Origin of the sequence: Streptomyces sp. NPDC051636, assembly GCF_044453765.1 — a bacterium.
Taxonomy (GTDB): Bacteria; Actinomycetota; Actinomycetes; order Streptomycetales; family Streptomycetaceae; genus Streptomyces.
Window position 1 is genome coordinate 114,687 of the sequence record NZ_JBITDA010000012.1, and the last position, 22,867, is coordinate 137,553.

Consider the following 22,867-nt stretch of genomic DNA (forward strand, 5'->3'; position numbering starts at 1 on the left):
GCGTCACCGGTGGGAGGTGTACTCCACGACCTGCTGGAAGGTCGGCCGGTTCTGCCAGCTGATCCTGCCGTGCTTGATGCCGCCCAGGGTGCGCTGGACGATCGAGTCGGCGCACCACTGGTCGCCCGCCGAGCACTGGTCGTCGCCGGGGTAAACCTGGGCCGCCGTCATCCCGGCCGCCGTCCTCAGGGTGCTGATCAGGATGTCCCGGCAGGAGCTGAGGCTGCCGCCGCCGCAGTACTTCCGGTCCAGCCCGCCCTGCACGGACTCACCGAGCACCGCCCGGATGTCCTTGTCGACATAGCTCCACCAGCCGTACTGGAAGGAGCTTCCGGCGTGCGAGCCGGTCGGGCCGTGCCCGGCGGACGGGGCCTCGTCGACGGGCAGGCTGCCCGTGAAGGCGGTGTACAGGTCGCTGCCCAGTCCGGGCTCGAACTCGGCCTTCACCAGCAGCGGCCACCAGGCGTCCAGGATCCGGACCGCGTCGGCGTTGGCGTACGTCTTGGAGCCGGCCGAGGTCTCCGTGCGCCCGGCGCCCGCCGTCACCCAGGCCTGCAGCTTGCTCACCGCCGCCGCGGCCGTGGGGTCCGTCACCGCACTGCTGTTGACGACCTTCAGCAGCTTCGGCAGCACGTCCTCGGCCCGCAGGTCGGCGAGCGCGGCGTCCGCCATCGCCTGCACCAGCGCCGTACGGGTCACCCCGCCCGCCGCGACCAGCTTCTTCACCCGGTCCTCGAGCAGGTTGCCGCGGTGCACGGACCCGTCGCCCCAGGGCGCGGTGGTGTAGTCCTCGGCCTGCTTGTTGTTCCAGGAGATGTAGTAGTCCTGGTCGACGGAGTTGGGGTGCGCGGAGGCCGGGGTGTAGTCGGCCGTGTTGGCCGCCGGGTCCCAGTTCTTCCACTCGTACGCCGGCCGGCCCCACACCGGGAACTCGGCGTCCACGCCGCTCGCGCGCACCGGGTTGTCGCCGCTGTTGTGGTACGCGGTGTGCTGGGAGTCGGCGTAGAACCAGTTGAACGTGTAGTTGATGTGCTGCGCGGCGCTCTGGAAGTCCTTCGGGCCCTTGACGCAGTCCGGGTCGTTCAGCATCTGGAAGCCGATGATCGAGTCGGCCTCGTGCAGGTAGGAGGAGCGCAGGGTGGTGTAGGCGACCTTCTTGCCGCCGACGGTGGCCCGGTACTCCACCGGCCCGTATTTCGTGCGCCACACCCGCATCGTGTAGGAGCCCGCCGCGGTGCCGTCGGCGGTCGTCGGGGTCCAGGCATTCTTCTGCTCGACCTTGTCCATGGCCGTGCAGGTGCCGTGGTACAGGTAGTGGTAGTCGTCCTGGCACAGTTCGACCGCGTAGGTGTCGATGATGTCCTGGCCGGAGGTCGTCGCGCTCCAGGAGTAGTCCTGGCCGCGGCCGAGCTCGACGTACATGCTCAGGCCCGCGAAGGAGGCGCCGCGGGCGCTGATGCCCGGGCCCTGGATCTCCTGGAGCATGAGCAACTGCGGGGCGAAGTAGCCGGTCTGCGGTCCGAACACGGCGATGGGGTGACCGCGCCTGGTGTACTTGCCGCTGACCACCAGGGCGTTGGACATGCCGCGCTTGGCGGAGCTCAGTGCCGTCCTGGCCGCCGTGGCCGAGGCGCCGGTCGCGCGGGAGGTGGCGGCGCTGCCCGTACGGTCGTGGACCAGCGGTTCCCGGGTCACCGAGCCGGCGTCGGGCAGGGCCTCGCCCTGGGCGTCGTCGGGCTTGGTCGCGTACGGGAAGCTCTCGCCGTTGTGGACGGTGAGGACGGCCTCGGGGTCGTTGCGTTCGCGGAAGGACTCCCAGACCTTGGTGCCCTGCTCCACGCCGTACTTGGACTGGGCGGCGATCAGGGAGATCGCGTTGTTGACCTCGCCGCCACCGCCGGAGCCGAACAGCGAGCCGATGACGGAGGCCAGCGCCACCAGGTCGGTGATCTTGAAGTGGTCGATGGTGCCGGCGTTGGTGACGGAGTCCTTGTGGCCGGTCAGGACGTACTCGCCGGGGAAGTAACGGCCGCTGTCGGAGGCGTCGATGTAGGAGTTGACGCCGGCGAGGTAGGCGTTGGCGTCGGCAAGGGCCTGCTGGCCGCGCGCGCCGTTCTTCGCGACGGCGTTGTCGATCTGGGCCTGCAGGTCGGCCTCGGTGTACGGCGCGTTGCGGTAGAACTCCTGCTCCAGCCCCTGGTTGGACGCGGCGCCGCCCGCGAAGGAGGTCAGCCGGCCGCGGCCGACGTGCCGGAAGACGTCCATCAGCCACAGCCGGTCCTCAGCGGCTGCGTACCCGGCGCCGAACTCGGTCCCGTATCTGGTGGTACCGGTGATGTGCGGCACACCGGTCTTCTTGTCGCGGACGATCGTCACGTCGCTGCGGCCGGCCGGCTTCTCGGTGGAGGCGACCTGATCGGAGGGCACCCCGAACGAAGCGTCGTTGAAGAACGTATTGATGGTCGCGTCGGTGAGTGTCGAGTAGCCGGTGGCCAGGTTGGCGTAGGGGCCGAGCTGGTCCTCGGCATGGCTGGGCTGGGTGCCGAACGCCTGGTTGAGCAGGATCTGGGCGAGGGTGGCGTTGCCGTTCTCGCCCGGCGGCAGGATGTCGGAACACTGGCCGCCGCAGTAGTCGTTGGAGGCCGTGGCCGCGGTGGCGGTCGCCTGGGTCAGCGGGGACAGAAGACCGGCGATGAGGACGCATATCGATGCCGACTTCAGGAACCCGTGGAACCTGCGGGGAGTTCTCAGTCTGTGGAGGGTGGTGCGTGGGACGCGCCGTGCCATGGCAGCTCCTGGGGAACGGGGGTGGAGCGGGACGTTACCGCCGGTATCCCCGAGATTGAAGATGAACATGCGTCACTTTCTGGAGTCCCCTTCGGGTTTCTCCAGGCGGTCAACACGGGGCGCTTTATGGGAGGGCATCGGAAAACGTATGGAGCCGGATCGGGTGTCGATACGTCTACTCGTCGACGTCGGTACGACAACTCCGTACGACGACGCCGAAGTGACCGAAGTACAGGTGCAGATGTGACGGAGGTGCAGGGCGATGGCCGGTTTCCGGAGTCTGGCGAGACAGGTGCGCGATCCGCGGTGCGATCTGGCGCTTCGGCGCTATTCACTGCGCAAGTGCCTGGAGCGGTTCGCTCCTTACGGGCACAGGGCTACCTGGGACCATCTGTGCTCCCGGGCCGGGTTCGGTCCCGAGGACCGGTCCCCCGATCCTGCGCGGCTCGTGGCCGCGCTGGAGGAGTTGGAGGAGGCGCGGGCGGTCTGGCTCGCCTATGAGGCGGAGTTCGCCGAGCGCCGCAAGAAGGAGAAGCACGACGGGCTGCGCCGGCCGGGCAGCGTGGACGACTGGCACCGGCTGACCTGGGGCGGCTTCGGCGTCGCCTGGTGCGACGACCCTCGTGTCCACCCCGACGAGCCTCTCGCGGAGGTGCTGCGACGGCTGATCGCCGCCCTGGAGCGGGAACCGGGCTCGGCCTGCCCGGTGTGCGACGGGGAGCGCCTCTTCTGGAAGTACGGCCTGGACCACGAACCCTCGTCCGGTCCGGTCTGCGCGGACTGCGGAATCCTCGTCCCGCGGCCCGTGCTCACGCCCGAGGCGCTGGTGTACGCCAGGCGCGGGCGGCTGCTCGTGTCGGCCTGAACCAAGCGGGGGTGCGCCGGGGATGCCGCACCCCCTCCTGCTGACGGGCCGTTGTCAGTGGCGGCCGGCACCATCGAGACATGGTGCAGGTGTGTCTCAACGGGCGCCGCGGGGCCACCGACGGCGCGTGCGTACCGTTGTCTCCCCAGGCGCTGGCCGAGTCCGCGGCCGAGGCCGTCGCGGCCGGTGCCACGGAGGTCCACGTCCATCCCAGGACGCCGTGCGGGCAGGACAGCCTCTCCCCGCGCGTGGTCGCGGCGACCGTCGACGCGATACGGGCGCGGGTGCCGGTGCCGGTCGGTGTGACCACGGGCGCCTGGACCGCCCCCGACCCGGCGACCCGGCTGGACCGCGTGCGCGGCTGGTCGGTGCTGCCGGACTTCGCCTCCGTCAACTGGCACGAGCCGGGCGCGGAAGAGCTCGTCGAGCAGCTGATCACCATGGGGGTGGGGGTGGAGGCGGGCATCTGGTCCGGCACGGACGGGGCGGCCCGTTTCGCGGCCTCACCGCTCGGCCCCGAGGTGCTGCGGGTACTGGCCGAGGTGACGGACCCGGACCCGGACACCGCGGAGGCGACGGCACGGGCGCTGCTCGCCGAGCTCGACGGGGCCTTCGGCCGACCGGTGCTGCTGCACGGTGAGGAGGGCGGGACGTGGCCGGTGCTGCGGCTGGCGGGGCGGCTGGGGCTGGCGACGCGGACAGGCCTGGAGGACACGCTGTTCCTGCCCGATGGCCAACGGGCGTTCTCCAACGCCCAGTTGGTGGCGGAGGCGCTCCGGCCGGGACCCTGAACCGCCCGCAGCCACGCACGTGCGCCCGCGTCAGCGCCGGGGAGATTCCACCAGCAGCCGGGAACCCGCCCGCCGTTCACCGTACGCGTCGTCCGGGTTGGACAGCACGCACGCGCTGAAGGACAGGCAGCCGCAGCCGATGCAGTCGGTGAGGTGATCGCGCAGACGGTTCAGCTGCTTGATGCGCTCGTCGAGTTCCGAGCGCCAGGCCTCGGACAGGCGCGCCCAGTCCTCGCGGGTCGGAGTGCGCTCCTCGGGGAGTTCGGCGAGGGCCTCGCGGATCGTGGCCAGCGGGATGCCGACGCGCTGGGCAGCGCGCACGAAGGCGACGCGGCGCAGCGTGTCACGGGTGTAGCGGCGCTGGTTGCCCGGCGTGCGGCGGCTGCTGATGAGGCCCTTGGACTCGTAGAAGTGCAGGGCGGAGACGGAGGCGCCGCTGCGCGCGGACAACTGCCCGACGGTCAGCTCGTGGATCTTCTCGGGGATCTGGGGCACTCCTGTGAGCCTACCCACCCGGCCCCGCTCCCCCCTCGTTGACATCGGATCCGACACCGACCATGCTAAGCAGTCGCTTAGGCATATGGACCCGTGACTCCGTGACGTGAGAGGCCTGGACATGGCAGAACCGAGGATCTTCACCTCCGCCGACGACCTGAAGGCGGCCGTGGGCGAGCAGCTGGGTCACACCGACTGGCTGGAGATCGACCAGAAGCGGATCGATCTGTTCGCGGAGGCCACCGGCGACCACCAGTGGATCCACGTCGATCCGGAGAAGGCCGCCGCGGGCCCGTTCGGGACGACCATCGCGCACGGCTACCTCACCCTGTCGCTGGTGCCGCTCTTCGGCCCCCAGCTGATCAAGGTCGAGGGCATGAAGATGGGCGTCAACTACGGGACGAACAAGGTCCGCTTCCCCGCCCCCGTCCCGGTCGGCTCCCGGCTGCGCGCCACGGCGAAGATCACCGGCGTCGAGGACGTCACGGGCGGCGTCCAGGTCACCGTGGCCTTCACCGTGGAGCGCGAGGGTGGCGACAAGCCGGTCTGCGTCGCGGAGTCGGTGGCCCGCTACTACCTCTGAGCGCTCCTACTCGGCCCCGACCATCCGCAGCACGAGGTCGGCGTACAGGGCGCCGACCTCCTCGGGCGTGCGGGGGCCGTCCACGTTGAACCAGCGGGCGACATCGATGCACAGGGACAGCACCGCCAGGGTGGTGCCGTGGACGTCGAGGACGTGGAACTCGCCGGAGTTCACGCCGTCCTCGATGATCCCGCGCACCTCCGCGTCGACCTGGCGGCGCAACGCGAGGATCTGGGCGCGGGCCTCCGGGCCGAGCGCGTCCAGTTCGTACTGCACGACCCGGGCGGTCGTCCGCCGCCCGGCGTGCCAGCGGACGAAGGAGCCGACGGCGCCGGCGAGCCGTTCCGTGGCGCTGCCCTCGCGCCGGGCCGCCGTCCGCAGGATCTCCAGGGCCTTGTCGTGGCCGATCCGGCTGATCCGGTGGAGCAGCTCTTCCTTGGTCTTGTAGTGGATGTAGAGCGCGGCCGGGCTCATGCCCGCGCGGCCCGCGATGTCGCGGGTCGTCGTCGCGTGGTAGCCGCGCTCGGCGAAGGCTTCCACGGCGGCCACGAGCAGTCGCCGGGCCGCGTCAGGGGTGACCTCTTCCCACGGCTCGATCTCGCCGCCGGTCGTCTCCTCCGCCGTACTCATCGCTCGCTCGCCCCTCTCGGTACAGGAACTCCACCATACCGCCGAAGCTGAGCGAGCGCTTAGTGTGCCCGCTCAGACCTTTTCGAAGGGGTCGTGCTCGGCAAGGAGCTTCTCCAGCCGCGCCTGGTCCACCCGGCTGACGATCTGCCCCGCCTCCTGCCGGTCCCGGATCACCTTGGCGAGCGTGAACGCCGAGGTGACGAGGTGCAGGACGGCGATGCCGACGAAACCCCGCACCCGGGCGTCGGCGTCGAGCCTGACGATACCGACGGCGGTCGCCGCCGTGGCGATGGAGAAGGACGCGACGGCCTGGCCGTAGAAGGCGGCCGTGCTCTGCTGCTTGACCGGTGTGTCACTCGTGGGACAAGCCTGGGCGGATGTGGCCCGCTCACATCCGCCCGCATACTCGGACACGTACTCGGGGATACGCGCTCAGAACGCCGAAACGCCGGTCAGCGCCCGCCCGATGAGCAGCTTCTGTATCTGGCTGGTGCCCTCGTAGAGGGTCATCACGCGGGCGTCGCGCAGCAGTTTCCCGGCCGGGTACTCGTCGATGTAGCCGTAGCCGCCGAAGACCTGGAGGGCGTTGTTCGCGGCGCGGACGGCCGCCTCGGAGGCGAAGAGCTTGGCCTTGGAGGACTCCACGGCGAAGGGCAGCCCGCGGTCGATGAGGTCGGCGACCCGCCAGGTCAGCAGCCGGGCCGCGTCCACGTCGACGGCGATGTCGCTGATCAGTTCCTGGACGAGCTGGTGGTGCGCGATGGTCCTGCCGAACTGCTCGCGTTCCCCGGCGTGGCGGACCGCCGCGTCCAGCGCGGCCTGGGCGATGCCGACGCAGCCCGCCGCGACCGACATCCGGCCCTTGGCGAGCGCGGACATGGCCACGGAGAAGCCCTTGCCCTCCTCGCCCAGCATCGCCGAGACGGGGACACGGACGCCGTCGAGGACCAGCTCGGCGGTGGCCTGGCCGCGCAGGCCGAGCTTGCCGTGGACGGCACGCCGGGTGAGGCCGGGGGTGTCGGCCGGCACGAGGAAGGCGGAGACGCCCCTGTGGCCGGGGGCGTCCGTGGAGCGGGCGAAGAGCAGGACGACGTCGGCCCAGGTGCCGTTCGTGATGAACATCTTGGTGCCGTTGATGACGTAGTCGTCGCCGTCGCGGACCGCGCGGGTGGTGAGGTTGCCCGCGTCGGACCCGGTGCCCGGTTCGGTCAGGCCGAAGCAGCCGACGTACTCGCCCGAGGTGAGCCCCGGCAGCCAGCGCCGCTTCTGCTCCTCGCTCCCCCAGGCCGCGACGGTCTTGGCGACCAGGCCGAGGGAGACGGACACGATCCCGCGCACCGAGGAGTCACCGCGCCCCAGCTCCTCCGTGACCAGGCAGTACGCGAGGTGGTCGCCGCCGGAGCCGCCGTACTCCTCGTCGATGGTCAGCCCGAGGAAGCCGACCTCGCCGAGCTTCTTCACGATGCCCCGGTCGACCTCCTCGGCGCGGTCCCACGCGACGACGTGCGGGGCGATCTCGCGGTCCACGAAGTCCCGGGCCAGCCGCCGCACAGCGGTCTGCTCCTCGCTGAGCTCCAGGTTCACGACGAGATCACCCCACAGAAGACGTACCTTGAAAGCCGTACATTTAAATTAGCACTGCTAGTTTCTGTTCGCAGCCCTACTATGTGCGCCATGGCCCGACCGCGCAAGCCCCTCCTCAGTACCGACCGGATCGTCGCGACGGCACGGGAACTCGTGGACGCGGAGGGCCTCGCGGCCGTCTCCACCCGCCGGCTCGCCGCCGAGCTGGGCGTGAGCGGTCCCTCGCTCTACAACCACTTCCGCACCAAGGACGAGATCCTGGAGGCGGTCGCCGACTCGGTGAGCGCGCAGGTCGACCTGTCGATGTTCGAGGACGGCCGGGACTGGCGGACCGCGCTGCACGACTGGGCCGTCTCCTACCGGGCCGCCCTGCGCGACCACCCGAACATCGTCCCGGTCCTGGCCCGCGGCCCCGGCCGCCGCCCGGCCGCGCTCCGCCTGGCCGACGCCGTCTACGGCGCGATGGTCGACGCGGGCTGGCCGCCGGCGCAGGCGACCTCCATCGGCGCGCTGATGCGGTACTTCATCATGGGCTCCGCGCTCGGCTCCTTCGCCGGCGGCTTCGTGGGTGACGCGAGCGCGTACGACCCCGCGGACTATCCCCACCTCGGCCAGGCCCACCTGCTCGCCGACCAGCAGGAGAAGATCGACGAGCGCGCCTTCGAGACGGGGCTGACGGCACTGCTGGACGGGCTGGTGCGGCAGTACGAGCAGGTCGGACAGACGGCGCAGGACAGGTCCTGAAGACTCTTCGGCGCCCGCCGAAGTGTCCGTGCCGCACCCTGGGGTGCATGACCACCAGGGACCCCCGGGCACCGGGGCTCGATGCTCTACCTGGGCGTCTTCCCGACCGCCCTCGCCTTCACCACCTGGGCGTACGCCCTCGCCCGTACGACCGCCGGCCGCATGGGCGCGACCACGTACGCCGTGCCCGCGCTGGTCGTGCTGATGTCCTGGGCGGCGCTCGGTGAGGTGCCGGGGCCGCTGACGCTGGCGGGCGGGGTGCTGTGCCTGGCGGGTGTGGCGGTGTCCCGGTCCCGGGCGCGGACGGCCCGGGTCGCGGCTGCCGAGCCGGCGCCGCGGCCCGAGCGGGTGTCCTGAGCGTCAGAACACCACCAGCGCCCGGCCGCCCTTGCCCGCCAGCATGTTCTCGAAGGCGGCCGGGATGCCGTCGAGGGCGATCCGTTCGGTCACCAGCGCGCCGAGGTCCAGGCGGCCCGCCCGTACGTGCTCGGCGAGTACGGGCAGGTCGCGGGCCGGGTCGGAGTTGCCGTAGACGCAGCCGGACAGGGTGCGGCCCCAGTGGAAGATCTCCAGGGCGTTGAAGGTGACCCGCTCGTCCTTGCCGCCGATGCCGACCACCGTCGTACGTCCGCCACGGCGGGTGGACTCCCAGGCGGCGCGGATGCTGACCGCACGCCCCACGCACTCCACCGAGACGTCGACGCCCTGCTTGCCGGTGAGCGCGCGGATCTCGCCGGGGGTGTTCTCGGAGGCGAGGACGTAGTCGGTGGCGCCGGCGCCGCGGGCCAGTTCCTCCTTCTGAGGGGAGACGTCGACGGCGATGATCCGCGCGGCCCCGGCGATCCGGGCAGCCTGGAGCGTGGCGAGGCCGACGCCGCCCACGCCGAACACCGCGACGGTCTCGCCCGGCTGGACCCGCGCGGAGTGGTGGACGGCGCCGTAGCCGGTGAGGACGGCGCAGCCGAGGAGGGCTGCGTCGGTGAGCGGGACGCCGTCCGGGAGGGGCAGCACGCAGGACGCGGAGACCACCGTCTCCTCGGCGAACGCGGCGACGTTCAGGCCGGGGTGGAGGTCGGTGCCGTCGACGGTCCGGGCGTAGACGTCGGCGGCGCCGTTCAGGGCGTTGGCGCACAGCCAGACCTCGCCCAGCGTGCAGGCGTGACAACGTCCGCAGGACGGCGCCCAGTTGAGGACGACGGCGGCCCCGGGCGAGATGTGCGTGACGCCCTCGCCGACGGCGACGACCGTGCCCGCGCCCTCGTGGCCGAGGACCGCCGGGACCGGCACCCGCATGGTGCCCTTGGACAGGGACAGGTCGGAGTGGCAGACCCCGGCGGCGGCGAGGCGCACCCGGACCTGGCCGGGGCCCGGGTCCGGCAGATCGATGCCGGTGATCTCCAGCGGGGCACCGACGGTGGGCAGAACGGCGGCACGTACGGCCATGAGGTGGGACTCCCTTAGAACTGGAGGGACTTGGTCTGGAGGTACTCGGCGAGTCCGTGCGCGCCGAGTTCGCGCCCGACTCCGGACTGCTTGTAACCGCCGAAGGGGGCGAGGGGGTTGAAGCGGCCGCCGTTGATGTCGACCTGGCCGGTGTCCATGCGGCGGGCGAAGGCCACCGCCTCGGCCTCGTCGCCCGCCCAGACGGCGCCCGCGAGGCCGTAGACCGTGCCGTTGGCGATGCGCAGGGCGTCCTCCTCGTCCTCGTACCGCAGGACCGTGAGGACCGGGCCGAAGATCTCCTCCTGGGCGATCGTCATCTCCGGGGTGACGTCCGCGAAGACGGTGGGGCTGACGTAGTAGCCCTTCGCGCGGGGCGATTCGGGGCCGCCGGCCACCAGGCGGGCCCCCTCGGCGACGCCCTTCTCGATGTAACCGCGCACCCGGTCGCGCTGCTTTGCGTTGACCACCGGGCCGATGCGGTCGCCGTACTTGGCGGCGGCGGCCGTGGCCAGTTCCACGGCCTCGTCGTACCGGTCGGTGTGCACCAGCATGCGGGTCCAGGCGCTGCACGTCTGGCCGGAGTTGGTCATGACGTTGGCGACGCCGACGTTGACCGCCTTGGCGAGGTCGGCGCTCGGCAGGATCACGTTGGCGGACTTGCCGCCGAGTTCGAGGGCGACCTTCTTCAGGGCGCCGCCCGCGATCGTGCCGATCCGCCTGCCGACGGCGGTGGAGCCGGTGAAGGAGACCAGATCGACGTCCGGGTGCTCGGCGAGGGCCTGGCCGGCGACCGGGCCGAGGCCGGTGACGAGGTTGAAGACCCCGGCGGGTACGCCCGCCTCGTGCACGGCCTCGGCGAAGAGCTGGGCGGTGAGCGGGGTGTCCTCGGCCGGCTTCAGGACGATCGTGCAGCCCGCGGCCAGCGCCGGGGCGACCTTGGCGACGATCTGGTGCAGGGGGTAGTTCCAGGGGGTGATCGCGCCGACCACGCCGATCGCTTCGAGGTGGACGACCGAGTTGCCGGCCTTCTCCTCGAAGGCGTGGGTGGCGGCCAGCTCGGCGTACGAGCCGGCGACCGCGATCGGCACGGCGGCGTGCACGGTCTGGGACAGCTTCAGGGGTGCGCCCAGTTCCGCGGTGATCGTCTCGGCGATCTCCTCCCGGCGGGCCACGAGCACGTCCCGCAGCGCGGCCAGGCGGGCGGCCCGCTCGGCCGGGGGCGTCGCGGCCCAGGCCGGGAGGGCGGCGCGGGCGGCGCGCACGGCGGTGTCGACGTCCTCGGCGGTACCGGCCGGGACCTGGCCGATGACCTGCTCGTCGGCGGGGTTCACGACATCGATCAGGTCCTTGCCGGCGGCGGGGCGCCAGGCGCCGTCGATGTACAGGCCGTCGTGTGGCTTCATGATGCTTCCTCCCGGCGGGGGCGTGTCGTCCGGCTCACAAACTAGCGGCGATAGTTTTTGCGCGCCAGCGTGCCCCTTGGAGGCCTACTCTTCCAGGTCCGGCAGCCGGGCCGGGGACGGGCAGATGCGGTCGCCGTGCTGGTCGAAGACGAAGAGGTGGGCGAGGTCGACGAGGAGGGGGATCTGCATGCCGTGCCGGAGCCGGAGGTCGGGGGTGGTGCGCACCACCAGGTCGCCGGGCAGGCGGCCCTCCGGCGGAGCCGGGTCCGGGTCCGCGTCGGCCGGGTGTTCGAGGACCACGACCGGGCCGGCGCGCAGCGAGCCCGCCCGTTCCCTGAGCCGGTCCAGGACGCCGGGACCCTCGCGGCGGCGCCGGGAGGGGCGGGCGACCGGGCGCGGCGCCTCCAGGTCCGGTACGACGGCGGGCCGCGAGCCGGTGTCGAAGTGGACCAGCATCTCGTGCCCCTGGAACTCCACGTGCCGCACCAGACCGGTGAGCGGCACCTCTCCGGGGCGGGCGGCACCGTGCCTGGCGATGCGGACCGCTTCCGAGCGCAGGCCGACGATCACCTCCCGGCCCTGCTGCACGCGCAGCAGGCGGTGGTCGACGCAGAGGGGTTCGGGCAGGGGCAGTGCCTGCTTGCCGAGGCTGATGGTCATCGCGCCGTCCAGCGGGGCGCGTACGACACCGCGTACCAGGTTGATGCGCGGCGTGCCGATGAAGGCGGCGACGAAGACGTTGCGGGGCAGTGCGTACACCTCGCGCGGGGTGCCGACCTGCTGGAGCAGACCGCCGCGCAGCACGGCGACCCGGTCGCCGAGCGACATGGCCTCGGCCTGGTCGTGCGTGACGTACACCGTGGTGACGCCCAACTCCCTGGTCAGCTGGGATATTTCGGCGCGCAGGTGGTTGCGCAGCTTGGCGTCGAGGTTGGAGAGGGGCTCGTCCATCAGGAAGGCGGAGGGGTGGCGGGCGATGGCCCTTCCCATGGCGACCCGCTGGCGTTCGCCGCCGGAGAGCTGACTGGGGAAGCGGTCGAGGACGTCCTCGATGCCGAGCATCCGGGCGGTGGCGTCCACGCGGCTGCGGGGGTCCGCGCCGGGGGTCTCGATGCGCAGCGGGAAGCCGATGTTGTCGCGGCTGGTCATGTTCGGGTACAGGGCGAAGTTCTGGAAGACCATCGCGATGTCCCGGCCGGACGGGGGGAGGTCGTTGGCGCACTCGCCGTCGAGGAGCAGCTCGCCCTCGTCGATCTCCTCCAGCCCGGCGATCATTCTCAGCACAGTGGACTTTCCGCAGCCGGACGGCCCGAGCAGCACAAGGAACTCCCCCGGCGCGATGTCCAGCGACAGCCGGTCCACCACGCGGACGCCTCGCGCGTAGGCCTTGCTCACGTCGTGCAGAGAGATGGCGCGTGTCATGACAGCTGCCCCCGGGGGCGATCCGGAGCCTCGTGCGGGTCGTACGGGGCCTGTGAGTCACGGAAGTTAACGGAATGTGCCCGCCGGGGGGAAGAGATCGGGCGGGATCGGGAGGTCCGGTCCGGCACGTGAGAAAGCGGACGGCGGGCTTCAGGGGTGGGGGCCGTGCGGGGGCGGGCCGACTTCGCGCGGTGCCGGGCGGCTGCCGATGGGCGACACGGGCGGCGAGCCGGGGAGGGCGCCTGCGGGGCGGCGCCAAGCGCCGGCCGCGAGCCGTGCCGGAGGCCGTCGCGCTGCTGCGCGAGCGCCGGCCGCCCCTGTACGGGCGCCCCCGAGGTGCGCACGGCACACCCGCCGGTGCGGCCCCCGGCCCCCTCAGCGCGTCGCCGTCAGATGGGCGAAGACGACCACGTTGCTGGTGTAGCCCGTTCTGCGGTTGAAGAGGCCACCGCAGGTGAGAACGCGGAGTTCCGGGCGGCGGCTTGGGCCGTACACCTCCTTGTCGGGGAAGCCGGCCTTGTCGAAGACGCGGACGCGGTCCACGGTGTAGACGGCGGTGCGGCCGTCGGCGCGGCGGGCCTCGATGCGGCTGCCGTCGGGGATCTGCGCGAGGGCCGAGAAGACCGCGGGGCCGGTCCTGGTGTCGCGGTGGCCGACGGCGACGGCCGTGCCCGTCTCACCCGGGGTGGGGCCGTCCTGGTACCAGCCGACGAGGTTGGGCTTGTCGAGCGGTGGTGTCTCCAGTTGGTGGTCGGGGCCGAGCCGTACCCCGACGATCGGCGCGTCGACTTCCAGGGACGGGACCCGCAGGGTGGTCGCCGGGGACCGGGGGAGCGGCCGGGGCGGGGGCGCCGGGCGCGCCTGTGCGGCGCGCCCGGCACCCGGCCCTCCGGCCGGCTCCTCGTGCCCGCCGCACCGGACCACCGTCACCATGACGGTCACGAGCACGGCCGTCCTGACGAGGCGGTACGCGCGGGTCCGGTGCCAGGGCCTGCGTCTGCGCCTACGCGGCACCATGGGGGCGCCGGCGGATCAGGCGCAAGTACACGGCTCCGCTGACCACGACCAGCCCCACGGCCGCGGCCGCGGTCAGCGGGGTGTACGCCCCCGCCGTGTCGGCGAGACCGCCACCGCCCGCGTGGACGCCGCCCCTCGGGCCGTTGCCCTCGTGCCCGATGACACCGGCCTCCTGGCCGTGTTCCTCGGTGCCGTGGTCCTCGGTACCGTTGTGGTCCTCGGTACCGTTGTGGTCCTCGATACGGCCCGGGTCCCCCGGCGACCCGGGCCGCCCGGGCTCCTGCCTGTCGTGGCAGTCGACGCGGAAGATCTTCTCCCTGGGCGTGGCGCCCGCGGTCCACGTGAGCCGGTACTGCCCGTCGGCCAGCCCCATCGGGTCGGTGTGCCCGGCGCCGGAGCCGGGCCCGAGCGCGATGGTGCCGGTCACGGTGGCACTGGTGGGCAGCGGCGGCTGCGCCTGGATGGTGTAGGCGACGCTCGGCAGCGAGTCGAAGTTGACGGCGTCGAGATAGAACCTGCAGACCACGGGGTCGTCCTTCGAGACTCCGAAGGGCACACCCACCCGGTGGATCCTGATGTCGCCCGCTTCGCCCTGGGCCACGGCAGTCGGCGCGGCCAGCCAGGTGGCCCCCGCCGCGGTGAGGACCGTGAGGGCCGTGGCGCCGAGCCGGGTGCCGACGGCAGGTGGGAGTGTCAAGGTGGGCATGCGCATTCCTCCGAGTCAGACGATTTTCATACAAATCGCTCTTCCACTTGACTCTCTCTCACATCCGCCCTCCGCCTCGCGGCATCGGCGTCCGACGCGCCGTCAGATATCGCCCGACCGGCGCAACGGAGGCTCCGTCCCACGCTCCCGAACGGCAGGCTCCTCGCTCTCCGGCACCCGCACCGGGGCCCCGGCGCGCACGGCGCTGCCCGCCGAGAGCAGCAACAGCGCCCCGAGCATCACGAACGGCGCCGCCACACCCGCGATCCCGGCGACCAGGCCCGCGGCGGCCGGCGCGGCGACCTGGCCGAGGCGGTTGCCGGTCAGCCGCAGGGCGAGGGCCGTCGAACGGGCGTCGTCGGGAGCGGCCGGCACGACCGTCGTCATCGACAGCGGCTGCCCGACGCCCCGACAGAAGCCGAGCGCCGCGAGCATCAGGCCGAGCGCCCGCACCGGCACCGGCAGCGCGACGCCCGCGCACAGCACGGCCGCCGGCAGACAGGTCACGGTGAGCAGCGGGGACGGCCGAGCAGCCGCAGCAGCGGGGTGAGGACGAGCCGGCAGGCGATGGTGGCCCCGGCGCGCAGACTCAGCAGCACGCCGATCACCGACGGCGCGATGCCCCGGTACTCGCCGACCACGTGCAGATAGGCGGTGAGGATGTCGGTGGCCGACAGCACGGAGAGGCTGATGAGCATGCCCGCGGGCACGCCCCGGGCGCGCAGGATACGGTCGGCGGGGACGCGCTTGCCTTGTCCGGTACGGGACTTGACCGCCGTACGGTCCCCAATGCGCCACAGCGACGTGAAGGCGGCCGCCGCTCCCGCGCCCGCCACCACGAGTGCCGGCGCGCTGGAGTCCGCCGTGTCCGGGCCCCCGGTCAAGGCGCCCGCGGCGATGGGGCCGATCAGCCGGCCGATGCGCGGGGCCGATCGTGAAGTGGCCGAAGTCGCGGTCCTGTTGGTGCGGGGCGGACTGACGGGCGACGAGGGACTGGGCGCCGGTCACGAAACAGAGATGGCCGAGGCCCATCACCCCGCTCCACAGGGCCACAACCCACAGGGAGCCCGTGAGGCCGCTGAGGGCGCAGCCGCCGGATATCAGAACCACGCCGACCGGCAGCAGGGGCGCGCAGCGGCCGTGGTCGGTGCGGCGGCGAAGAGCGGCAGCAGCGCGCAGACGCTTGCGATCACACCGACCGCGCGCTTCTCCGCGCCCAGCGCGAGGGCCCGGTAGGAGACGGCGGGCCGGGCCATCGACACCGCCCCCTGCGCGAAGTCGGAGGCGATGACGAGGCGGAGCAGCCGGCCGCGGTTCCCACCGGGCCCCATGGTGGAGTCCTCCTGGTTGTCGTTCCTGGAAGGCCGGCAGGTCAGATGGTGCCGAACAGGATTCCCGCGACGAGTACCACCAGCGAGGTCAGGGCCGCCCACTTCACCACGAACCTCGTGTGGTCGCCGAACTCGACCTTGGCCATGCCGACCAGGACGTACACGGCCGGGACGAGCGGGCTCGACATGTGCAGCGGCTGGCCGACGAGGGAGGCGCGGGCGATCTCCAGGGAGGAGACGCCGTGCGCGTGGCCGGCTTCGGCGAGCACCGGGAGGATGCCGAAGTAGAAGCCGTCGTTCGACATGAAGTACGTGAGCGGGATGCTCAGCACGCCGGTGACGAAGGCCAGGTGCGGGCCCATGCCGTCGGGGATGTTGTGCACCAGCCACTTGGCCATGTGGTCGACCATGCCGGTGCCCTGCAGGACGCCGGTGAAGACGGCGGCGGCGAAGACCATGCCGGCGACGTTGAGGACGTTCTCGGCGTGCGCGCCGAGGCGGGCCTTCTGGTCGGGCATGTGCGGGAAGTTGGCGGTGAGCGCGAGCGCGGCGCCGAGCAGGAACAGCACCGGGATCGGCAGCCACTCCATGATCATGGCGGTGAGCAGGGTGACCGTGAGGAGCGCGTTGAACCAGTACAGCCCGGGGCGCAGGGTGGGCCGGTTCGGGTCCAGGCCCTGCAGGCCCTCCTCGGGCTCGTCGCCGGCCGGCGGGACGTCGGCGCCCGAGCCCGCGGTGCGGGCGGCACCCTTGCCGGAACCGGTGGCGGTGCCGGTGCCGGAACCGGCGCCCACGAGGACCGCCTCGGTCTCCTTCTCCTCCACCAGCACCTCGTCCAGCGTCAGCACGCCGAGACGGCTGCGCTCGCGGCGGCCGAGGACGTACGAGAGCGCGAAGACGAACAGCAGGCCCACGGCGAGGGCCGGGATCATCGGCACGAAGATGTCGCTGGCGTCCAGCTTCAGCGCGGTGGCGGCGCGGGCGGTCGGGCCGCCCCAGGGCAGCGTGTTCATCACGCCGTTGGCCATGGCGGCCACGCCGGTCATCACGACCAGGCTCATCTTCAGGCGCTTGTACAGCGGGTACATCGCCGAGACGGTGATCATGAAGGTGGTCGAGCCGTCGCCGTCGAGGGAGACGATCGCGGCGAGGACCGCCGTACCGACGACGATGCGCAGCGGGTCGGCCTTGCAGAACTTCAGGATGCCCCGAACGATCGGGTCGAAGAGGCCGACGTCGATCATCACACCGAAGTAGACGATCGCGAACATGAGCATCGCCGCGGTGGGGGCGAGGCTGGTGACGCCGTCGAGGACGTAGTCGCCGAGCTTGGCGCCCTTGCCGACGAACACGCAGAACAGCGCGGGAATCAGCACGAGCGCCGCGATCGGCGACATCTTCTTCAGCATGATCAGGACCAGGAAGGTCGCGATCATGGCGAAGCCGAGGATGGTCAGCATGAGTGGATACCTAACGTTCGCCCTTGAACATCCCACCGGGCAGGCGGTGCGATGACGTTAGGTCCGCTCAAACGGCGTTAACAAGACGTTGACGTGCGAGCAATAAGAGCAAAACTCCAGGTCACAGCTTTGCTCAGGTCACGGGGGTGAGCTTTTCGGTCACGGCGGCGACCTCGACGGGCACCCCGTTGAGGACCGCGTTGCCCGACAGCGGGTCGAGCAGGCTGCCGTCGAGGAGCTGGTTGACGTTGACGCCGGGGTCGGTGGCGGCGTGGCTGAGGCGGGTGCCGGGCCGGTCGTGGCCCCAGCCGTGCGGCAGGCTCACCACGCCCGGGCGCACGCCGTCCGTGACCTCGGCCGGGGCGGTCACCTCTCCCCCGGCGCCCTTGACGCGTACGGCCGCCCCGTCGCGCACGCCGAGGCGTTCCGCGTCCTCGGGGTGGATGTGCACGGTGCAGCGGTTGGTGCCGCCGGTGAGGGCCGGCACGTTGTGCATCCAGCTGTTGTTGGAGCGCAGATGGCGGCGGCCGACCAGGACGAGCCCGTCGGCGCGCTCGCGCAGGGCCTCGCGCAGACGCGGCAGGTCGTCGGCGAGGGGCTGGGGCAGCAGCTCGATCTTGCCGCTGGTGGTCTTCAGGGGCTGCGGCAGGCGCGGGCGGAGCGGGCCGAGGTCGATGCCGTGCGGATGGTCGAGGAGCCGGGCCAGGCTGAGCCCGTCCGGCCGTACGCCGAAGCCGTCGCCGTAGGGCCCGAGTCGCAGCATCATGTCCAGCCGCCGCTCGGGGCCGCTCACGCCGGTGAGCTGTGCCGCGAGTTCCTTCGGGTCGCGGCCGTGCACCGGGGAGTGCGGGTCCTGGACCGCCTTGCCGAGGGTCTGGTCGATCACCATGGCGTCGACGGCCGCCGGGTCGGCGCCGTGCATGCCGGTCGCGGCGAGGATCAGCCGGGCCAGGATCTCGGTCTCGGCCATCCGGCCGGGCTCCAGGGGAACGGCGGGGCGGGTGTAGCGGACCTGGTTGCGTACGGCGAGGGCGTTGAAGGCGAAGTCGTGGTGCGGGCTCTGCGAGGGCGGCGGCGGGGGCAGTACGACATGGGCGTGGCGCGAGGTCTCGTTCAGGTACGGGTCGACGCTGACCATGAAGTCCAGGGAGTCCAGGGCCTTGTCGAGCCGGTCGCCGTCGGGCGCGGACAGCACGGGGTTGGCGGCGACGGCGATGAGGGCACGGATCGGCTCGCCCTCCTCGGTCACGGTGTCGATCTCCTCGGCGAGCGCGGAGAGCGGCAACTCGCCCTTGGCCTCGGGGTGTCGGCGCACGCGGGAGTGCCAGCGCCCGAGCGCGAAGCCCCGGCCGGGTCCGGCGGGGCGGGGCGTCTTGTCCGTCGCCGCATGCGGGAAGAGGGCGCCGCCGGGGCTGTCCAGGTTGCCGGTGAGGATGTTGAGGACGTCCACGAGCCAGCTGGCGAGGGTGCCGTGCGGGACGGTGCAGCTGCCGATGCGGCCGTAGACGGCGGCGGTGGGGGCGGCGGCGAGTTCGCGGGCGAGGGTACGGATATCGGCGGCCTCGACGTCACAGGCGCCGGCGACGGCTTCGGGAGTGAAGTCCCTCATGGCCTCGCGGAGTTCGGGTACTCCCTGGAGATGGGGCGCGAGGTCCTTGAGGTCGGCGAGGCCTTCCTCGAACAGGACGTGGGCCATGGCCGCGAGCAGCAGGGCGTCGGTGCCGGGGCGGATCGCGATGTGCCGGTCGGCCAGCTTGGCGGTGCGGGTGCGGCGCGGGTCGATGACGGTGAGGGTGCCGCCGCGGGCCTTGAGCGCCCTGAGCTTGCCGGGGAAGTCGGGGGCGGTGCACAGACTCCCGTTGGACTCCAGCGGGTTGGCGCCGATCAGCAGCAGGTGGTCGGTGTGGTCGAGGTCCGGTACGGGGATCGCGCCCGCGTCCCCGAACAACAGCCCGCTGGAGACGTGCTTGGGCATCTGGTCGACCGTGGAGGCGGTGAACAGGCTGCGGGTGCGCAGGGCGCCGAGCAGGACCGGCGGGTAGAGCGCGCCGGCCATGGTGTGCACGGTGGGGTTGCCGAGGACCACGCCGACGGAGTCCGCCCCGTACCGCTCGACGACGGGGCGGATCCCCGCGGCGACGGCGTCGAAGGCCTCCTCCCAGCTCGCCTCGCGCAGCTCGCCGTCCCGGCGGACGAGCGGCGTCCGCAGCCGGTCGGGGTCACCGTCGACGGCGCCGAAGGAAGCGCCCTTGGGGCAGATGAACCCCTTGCTGAACACGTCGTCGCGGTCACCGCGGGCACCGGTGACACGGGCGCCCTCGATCGTGAGGGTCAGCCCGCAGGTGGCCTCGCACAAGGGGCAGATTCGCAGGGCGGTGCGGGACAAGGGTCCTCCTGGTGGGCTGGCGGCGGCGCTGACGCCTCGACTGCGCCGAGCATACCGACCGGTATGCCCAATGGGGAGGCCTCGGCTACGGGAGCCGCCCGGCGGCAGCGACTCGACCCGGGGGCCCGGCTCGGAAAGGTCCCGACCGCGGAGGGCCGCGCACCCGGCAGCGACGGGCCCCGCTCAGGGCGGCCCGGCCCAAGGAGCCCCACCCGGGAAACCGCCCGCCGACGACCCGGCCCGGATACCACCCACCCAGGCGGCAGCCCCGCCCGAGGACGCCCGGAACGCCCCGACCGCGAGCCCCCGACCGGGAAAAACCCGGCCCAGCACCCCAGCCCGGCAGACACCCGACGGACAGGCCTCCAACGGACAGGCCGGCCGGGAAGGTCCCGGCCGCGGAAGCCGCGCGCCCGGGAGTGACAAGCCCCCGTCGGTTCGGCTCAGTCCAGCACCCGTGCCAAATACGCCCGCAGCAGCTCCCGCGTCTCCGCGATGATCGCCTCGTCCCCCTCCGGGTCCACCCGGAAGGCGAGCTGGACCAGGGTGTCGGAGGCCTCCACGGCGACCAGGAAGGTGCGGCGCAGGGCCTCGTCGGGGTCGCGGCCGAGGTAGCCGGAGAGGAGGTCGGTGAGGCGGTCGGCGACCCGGTGGTTGGGCTCGGAGTGGCGGGCGCCGACCGGGATCTGGTTGCCGAAGTCGATCAGGGAGAACCCGGGCGCGGTCCGCTTCATGGCCAGGTACTCGTCCAGGACGGCGTCCACGGCCGCCCGCCAGTCGCCCCGCCGCGCGACCTTCAGGCGCTCGGTGACCTGCTCGGCGTACCGCTCGAGGTTGCGTTGCGCGAGCGCGTCGGCCATCTGCCGCTTGTTGCCGAAGAATCGGTAGACCGAGCCGATGGGCACGCCGGCGCGCAGCGCCACGGCCCGGGTGCTCAGGGCGTCGTAGCCGACCTCGTCGAGGAGGTCGGCGCAGGCGTCGAGGATCCTGGTCAGCCGTTCGGCGCTGCGCCGCTGCACGGGCGCACGGCGGAGCGGGGTCGCGTGGGACACGGGTTTCATGATGCCTTTCCGCCGGGGGCCGGGGAACCTCGCCCCCCAGTACGGAGACGGGTGGCCGATGCACTCATCTCGCCCGGGTCATCCCACCGTCGGTGTGGTGCTCGTCACATCTCCGGGGCTCGCGGCCGGCGTCGGCGCCGGCGCCGTCTCCGCCCCGGACGCCGTGATGTCCGCGGTGCTCTCGACCGGCTTGCCGTGCACCGCCCACACCGTGCCGTCGTCGGCGTACAGGCGGGCGGTGACGTGGTGGGTGCCGTGCGGGACGAGGCGGGCGGCGAGCCGGTATTCGGGGGCTCGCAGCCGGGTGACCTGGCCGCCGTCGACGAAGAGGCAGGCCAGCCCCCGCCCGGCGACCGCCTCCCGCTGCGCGCCCGGCGCCGAGAAGCGGAAGTTGTGCACGGTCAGCCGCACGTCCCAGCTGCCGCCGGCGTCGGGCGTCACCTCGACGTCGACATCGGGGGCCCTGTCCTTGCCGACCTCACGGTAGTGCCGTCCTTCCCGGTCCGTTTCGTCGAGCAGCCGCCCCACTGGTGAGGGCGACTCCCCGTCCTTCCGCCCGTGCGCCTCGCCGGTAGCGCAACCCGCCGGTCCTAGCAGCAGCGGGAGGCCTACCACGAGCGCGGCGAGCAGTCCGCGCGTCCACGACATGCCGGGACTGTAGAACACCACGCCGCCGGCCCGGATCCGCCTCAAGTCTGGTTCCCGCCGTACGGCCCAGGGAGGAGGCCCGTCCCTCTTGCGTCCGCGAAAACGCAATCCTACGGTGTTGCATAGGAATCGGGTTCGCAAGGGAGCGATCATGAGCGGGGACGCGCGGAAGACCGCGGAGGGACTGGCCTACCTGTCCGGATTCGGCAACGAGCACGCCTCGGAGGCGGTGCCCGGCGCCCTGCCCGAGGGCCGCAACTCACCGCAGCGCGCGCCGCTCGGCCTGTACGCGGAGCAGCTCAGCGGTACGGCGTTCACCGAGCCCAGGGCGCACAACCGCCGCTCCTGGCTGTACCGCGTCCGCCCCTCGGCCGCCCACCCGGCGTTCACGCGGACCGACAACGGCGCGATCCGCACCGCGCCCTTCACGGAGACGGTCCCCGACCCCAACCGGCTGCGCTGGAACCCGTTGCCCGAACCGCCGGCCGGGACGGACTTCCTCGCGGGCCTGTGGACCCTGGGCGGCAACGGCGACGCCACCCAGCGCACCGGCATGGCCGTGCACCTCTATCACGCCAACTCCTCGATGGACCGGGTCTTCAGCGACGCCGACGGGGAGCTGCTGATCGTGCCGGAGCGCGGCGGGCTGCTGCTGCGCACGGAGTTCGGGCTGCTGCATGTGGAGCCGGGACATGTGGCGTTGGTGCCGCGCGGGGTGCGCTTCCGGGTGGAGCTCCTCGACACCGCGTCGCACGGTGGGCAGAGCCCGACGGCCCGGGGTTATGTGTGCGAGAACTACGGCGCCCCCTTCCGCCTCCCCGACCTCGGCCCCATCGGCGCCAACGGCCTCGCCAACCCCCGGGACTTCCGGGCGCCGGTCGCCGCCTACGAGGACGACGAGGGCCCGGTGGAGGTGGTGAACAAGTTCTGCGGCAACCTCTGGCGGGCGACGTACGACCACTCACCGCTCGACGTCGTCGCCTGGCACGGCAACCATGTGCCGTACGTCTACGACCTGCGCCGTTTCAATGTGATCGGCACCATCTCGTACGACCACCCCGACCCGTCCATCTTCACGGTGCTGACGTCACCCTCGGACACCCCGGGTCTGGCGGGCGTCGACTTCGTCGTGTTCGCGCCGCGCTGGCTGGTGGGCGAGGACACCTTCCGGCCGCCGTACTTCCACCGGAACGTGATGAGCGAGTACATGGGCCTGATCGAGGGCGCGTACGACGCGAAGACGGCCGGAGAGGGGGGCTTCGTGCCGGGCGGCGGCTCGCTGCACAACATGATGTCGGCGCACGGGCCGGACCGGGAGACCTTCGACCGGGCGAGCGCGGCCGAACTGCTGCCGCAGAAGGTCGACGACGGGCTGGCGTTCATGTTCGAGACACGCTGGCCGGTGACGCTCACCCCGCAGGCGGCGGACGCCGGCCACCTGCAGCAGGGGTACGACGAGGTCTGGCGGGGCCTGGAGCGGCACTTCCGTCCGTTGCACTGAACGGTTCCCG

General features: G+C 72.2%; 19 protein-coding genes and 2 pseudogenes. 6 read left to right on the forward strand and 15 right to left on the reverse strand.

What is annotated here, in order from left to right:
- Window positions 1-3: 3 nt before the first annotated feature.
- Window positions 4-2,787: a penicillin acylase family protein gene (locus ACIBBH_RS22045; protein ID WP_399407048.1), complete on the reverse strand. Its 2,784-nt coding sequence runs from the start codon at window positions 2,785-2,787 to the stop codon at window positions 4-6.
- Between the two features lie 262 nt (window positions 2,788-3,049).
- Here ACIBBH_RS22045 and ACIBBH_RS22050 point away from each other — a divergent pair, with 262 nt between their 5' ends.
- Together ACIBBH_RS22050 and ACIBBH_RS22055 are read left to right on the forward strand one after the other, a co-directional pair.
- Complete coding sequence (locus ACIBBH_RS22050) at window positions 3,050-3,652, forward strand: hypothetical protein (protein ID WP_399407050.1); 603 nt, start codon at window positions 3,050-3,052, stop codon at window positions 3,650-3,652.
- 80 nt (window positions 3,653-3,732) lie between these two features.
- Window positions 3,733-4,443 carry a 3-keto-5-aminohexanoate cleavage protein gene (locus ACIBBH_RS22055; RefSeq protein WP_399407052.1) on the forward strand — a complete coding sequence of 237 codons (711 nt, stop codon included), beginning with the start codon at window positions 3,733-3,735 and terminating at the stop codon, window positions 4,441-4,443.
- Between the two features lie 30 nt (window positions 4,444-4,473).
- Here ACIBBH_RS22055 and soxR read toward each other — a convergent pair whose 3' ends face one another.
- Window positions 4,474-4,938 (reverse strand): redox-sensitive transcriptional activator SoxR, encoded by a 465-nt coding sequence (soxR, locus tag ACIBBH_RS22060; RefSeq protein WP_399407054.1) that lies wholly within the window; start codon window positions 4,936-4,938, stop codon window positions 4,474-4,476.
- A 121-nt stretch (window positions 4,939-5,059) separates the two neighbouring features.
- On the opposite strand from soxR, the gene ACIBBH_RS22065 reads away from it, so the two are divergent.
- Window positions 5,060-5,521, forward strand: a complete 462-nt coding sequence (locus ACIBBH_RS22065; protein WP_399407056.1) for a MaoC family dehydratase — start codon at window positions 5,060-5,062, stop codon at window positions 5,519-5,521.
- A 6-nt stretch (window positions 5,522-5,527) separates the two neighbouring features.
- Here ACIBBH_RS22065 and ACIBBH_RS22070 read toward each other — a convergent pair whose 3' ends face one another.
- From ACIBBH_RS22070 to ACIBBH_RS22080, 3 genes are all read right to left on the reverse strand, one after another.
- Complete coding sequence (locus ACIBBH_RS22070) at window positions 5,528-6,151, reverse strand: TetR/AcrR family transcriptional regulator (protein WP_399407058.1); 624 nt, start codon at window positions 6,149-6,151, stop codon at window positions 5,528-5,530.
- Window positions 6,152-6,223: 72 nt separating this feature from the next.
- Window positions 6,224-6,565, reverse strand: coding sequence for a YiaA/YiaB family inner membrane protein (locus ACIBBH_RS22075; RefSeq protein ID WP_399407060.1), 342 nt, complete (start codon window positions 6,563-6,565; stop codon window positions 6,224-6,226).
- A gap of 18 nt (window positions 6,566-6,583) precedes the next feature.
- The gene (locus ACIBBH_RS22080; protein WP_399407062.1) at window positions 6,584-7,735 is read right to left on the reverse strand and encodes an acyl-CoA dehydrogenase family protein; all 1,152 of its coding nucleotides are present in this window, start codon (window positions 7,733-7,735) and stop codon (window positions 6,584-6,586) included.
- Between the two features lie 90 nt (window positions 7,736-7,825).
- Between ACIBBH_RS22080 and ACIBBH_RS22085 the strand changes: the two genes are divergently transcribed.
- Window positions 7,826-8,479: a TetR/AcrR family transcriptional regulator gene (locus ACIBBH_RS22085; protein ID WP_399407064.1), complete on the forward strand. Its 654-nt coding sequence runs from the start codon at window positions 7,826-7,828 to the stop codon at window positions 8,477-8,479.
- A 78-nt stretch (window positions 8,480-8,557) separates the two neighbouring features.
- Window positions 8,558-8,836, forward strand: a pseudogene (locus tag ACIBBH_RS22090) (DMT family transporter); the annotation flags it as partial.
- 3 nt (window positions 8,837-8,839) lie between these two features.
- Here the strand turns inward: ACIBBH_RS22090 and ACIBBH_RS22095 are convergent.
- The 10 genes and pseudogenes from ACIBBH_RS22095 to ACIBBH_RS22140 all read right to left on the reverse strand — a co-directional run bounded on the left by ACIBBH_RS22095 (window position 8,840) and on the right by ACIBBH_RS22140 (window position 21,356).
- Window positions 8,840-9,922 carry a zinc-binding dehydrogenase gene (locus ACIBBH_RS22095; RefSeq protein ID WP_399407066.1) on the reverse strand — a complete coding sequence of 361 codons (1,083 nt, stop codon included), beginning with the start codon at window positions 9,920-9,922 and terminating at the stop codon, window positions 8,840-8,842.
- Between the two features lie 14 nt (window positions 9,923-9,936).
- Window positions 9,937-11,325 carry an aldehyde dehydrogenase family protein gene (locus ACIBBH_RS22100; RefSeq protein ID WP_399407068.1) on the reverse strand — a complete coding sequence of 463 codons (1,389 nt, stop codon included), beginning with the start codon at window positions 11,323-11,325 and terminating at the stop codon, window positions 9,937-9,939.
- Window positions 11,326-11,409: 84 nt separating this feature from the next.
- Window positions 11,410-12,747 carry an ABC transporter ATP-binding protein gene (locus ACIBBH_RS22105; protein ID WP_399407070.1) on the reverse strand — a complete coding sequence of 446 codons (1,338 nt, stop codon included), beginning with the start codon at window positions 12,745-12,747 and terminating at the stop codon, window positions 11,410-11,412.
- Between the two features lie 375 nt (window positions 12,748-13,122).
- A complete protein-coding gene (locus ACIBBH_RS22110) occupies window positions 13,123-13,764 on the reverse strand; it encodes a class F sortase (protein WP_399407072.1) in 642 nt (213 codons plus the stop codon).
- Complete coding sequence (locus tag ACIBBH_RS22115; protein ID WP_399407074.1) at window positions 13,751-14,470, reverse strand: hypothetical protein; 720 nt, start codon at window positions 14,468-14,470, stop codon at window positions 13,751-13,753. Before ACIBBH_RS22115 ends, ACIBBH_RS22110 begins: the two co-directional genes overlap by 14 nt.
- A 102-nt stretch (window positions 14,471-14,572) precedes the next feature.
- Window positions 14,573-15,801 (reverse strand): annotated as a pseudogene (locus ACIBBH_RS22120) (MFS transporter).
- 41 nt (window positions 15,802-15,842) lie between these two features.
- Window positions 15,843-17,261 carry a CitMHS family transporter gene (locus ACIBBH_RS22125; RefSeq protein ID WP_399407075.1) on the reverse strand — a complete coding sequence of 473 codons (1,419 nt, stop codon included), beginning with the start codon at window positions 17,259-17,261 and terminating at the stop codon, window positions 15,843-15,845.
- Between the two features lie 133 nt (window positions 17,262-17,394).
- On the reverse strand, window positions 17,395-19,647 hold the full coding sequence (locus ACIBBH_RS22130; protein ID WP_399407077.1) for a molybdopterin oxidoreductase family protein: 2,253 nt from the start codon (window positions 19,645-19,647) through the stop codon (window positions 17,395-17,397).
- Between the two features lie 443 nt (window positions 19,648-20,090).
- Window positions 20,091-20,708, reverse strand: coding sequence for a TetR family transcriptional regulator (locus ACIBBH_RS22135; RefSeq protein WP_399407079.1), 618 nt, complete (start codon window positions 20,706-20,708; stop codon window positions 20,091-20,093).
- 78 nt (window positions 20,709-20,786) lie between these two features.
- Window positions 20,787-21,356: a hypothetical protein gene (locus tag ACIBBH_RS22140; RefSeq protein WP_399407081.1), complete on the reverse strand. Its 570-nt coding sequence runs from the start codon at window positions 21,354-21,356 to the stop codon at window positions 20,787-20,789.
- A gap of 151 nt (window positions 21,357-21,507) precedes the next feature.
- Here ACIBBH_RS22140 and hmgA point away from each other — a divergent pair, with 151 nt between their 5' ends.
- Window positions 21,508-22,857 carry a homogentisate 1,2-dioxygenase gene (gene hmgA / locus ACIBBH_RS22145; protein WP_399407082.1) on the forward strand — a complete coding sequence of 450 codons (1,350 nt, stop codon included), beginning with the start codon at window positions 21,508-21,510 and terminating at the stop codon, window positions 22,855-22,857.
- The last annotated feature ends 10 nt before the right edge of the window (window positions 22,858-22,867 follow it).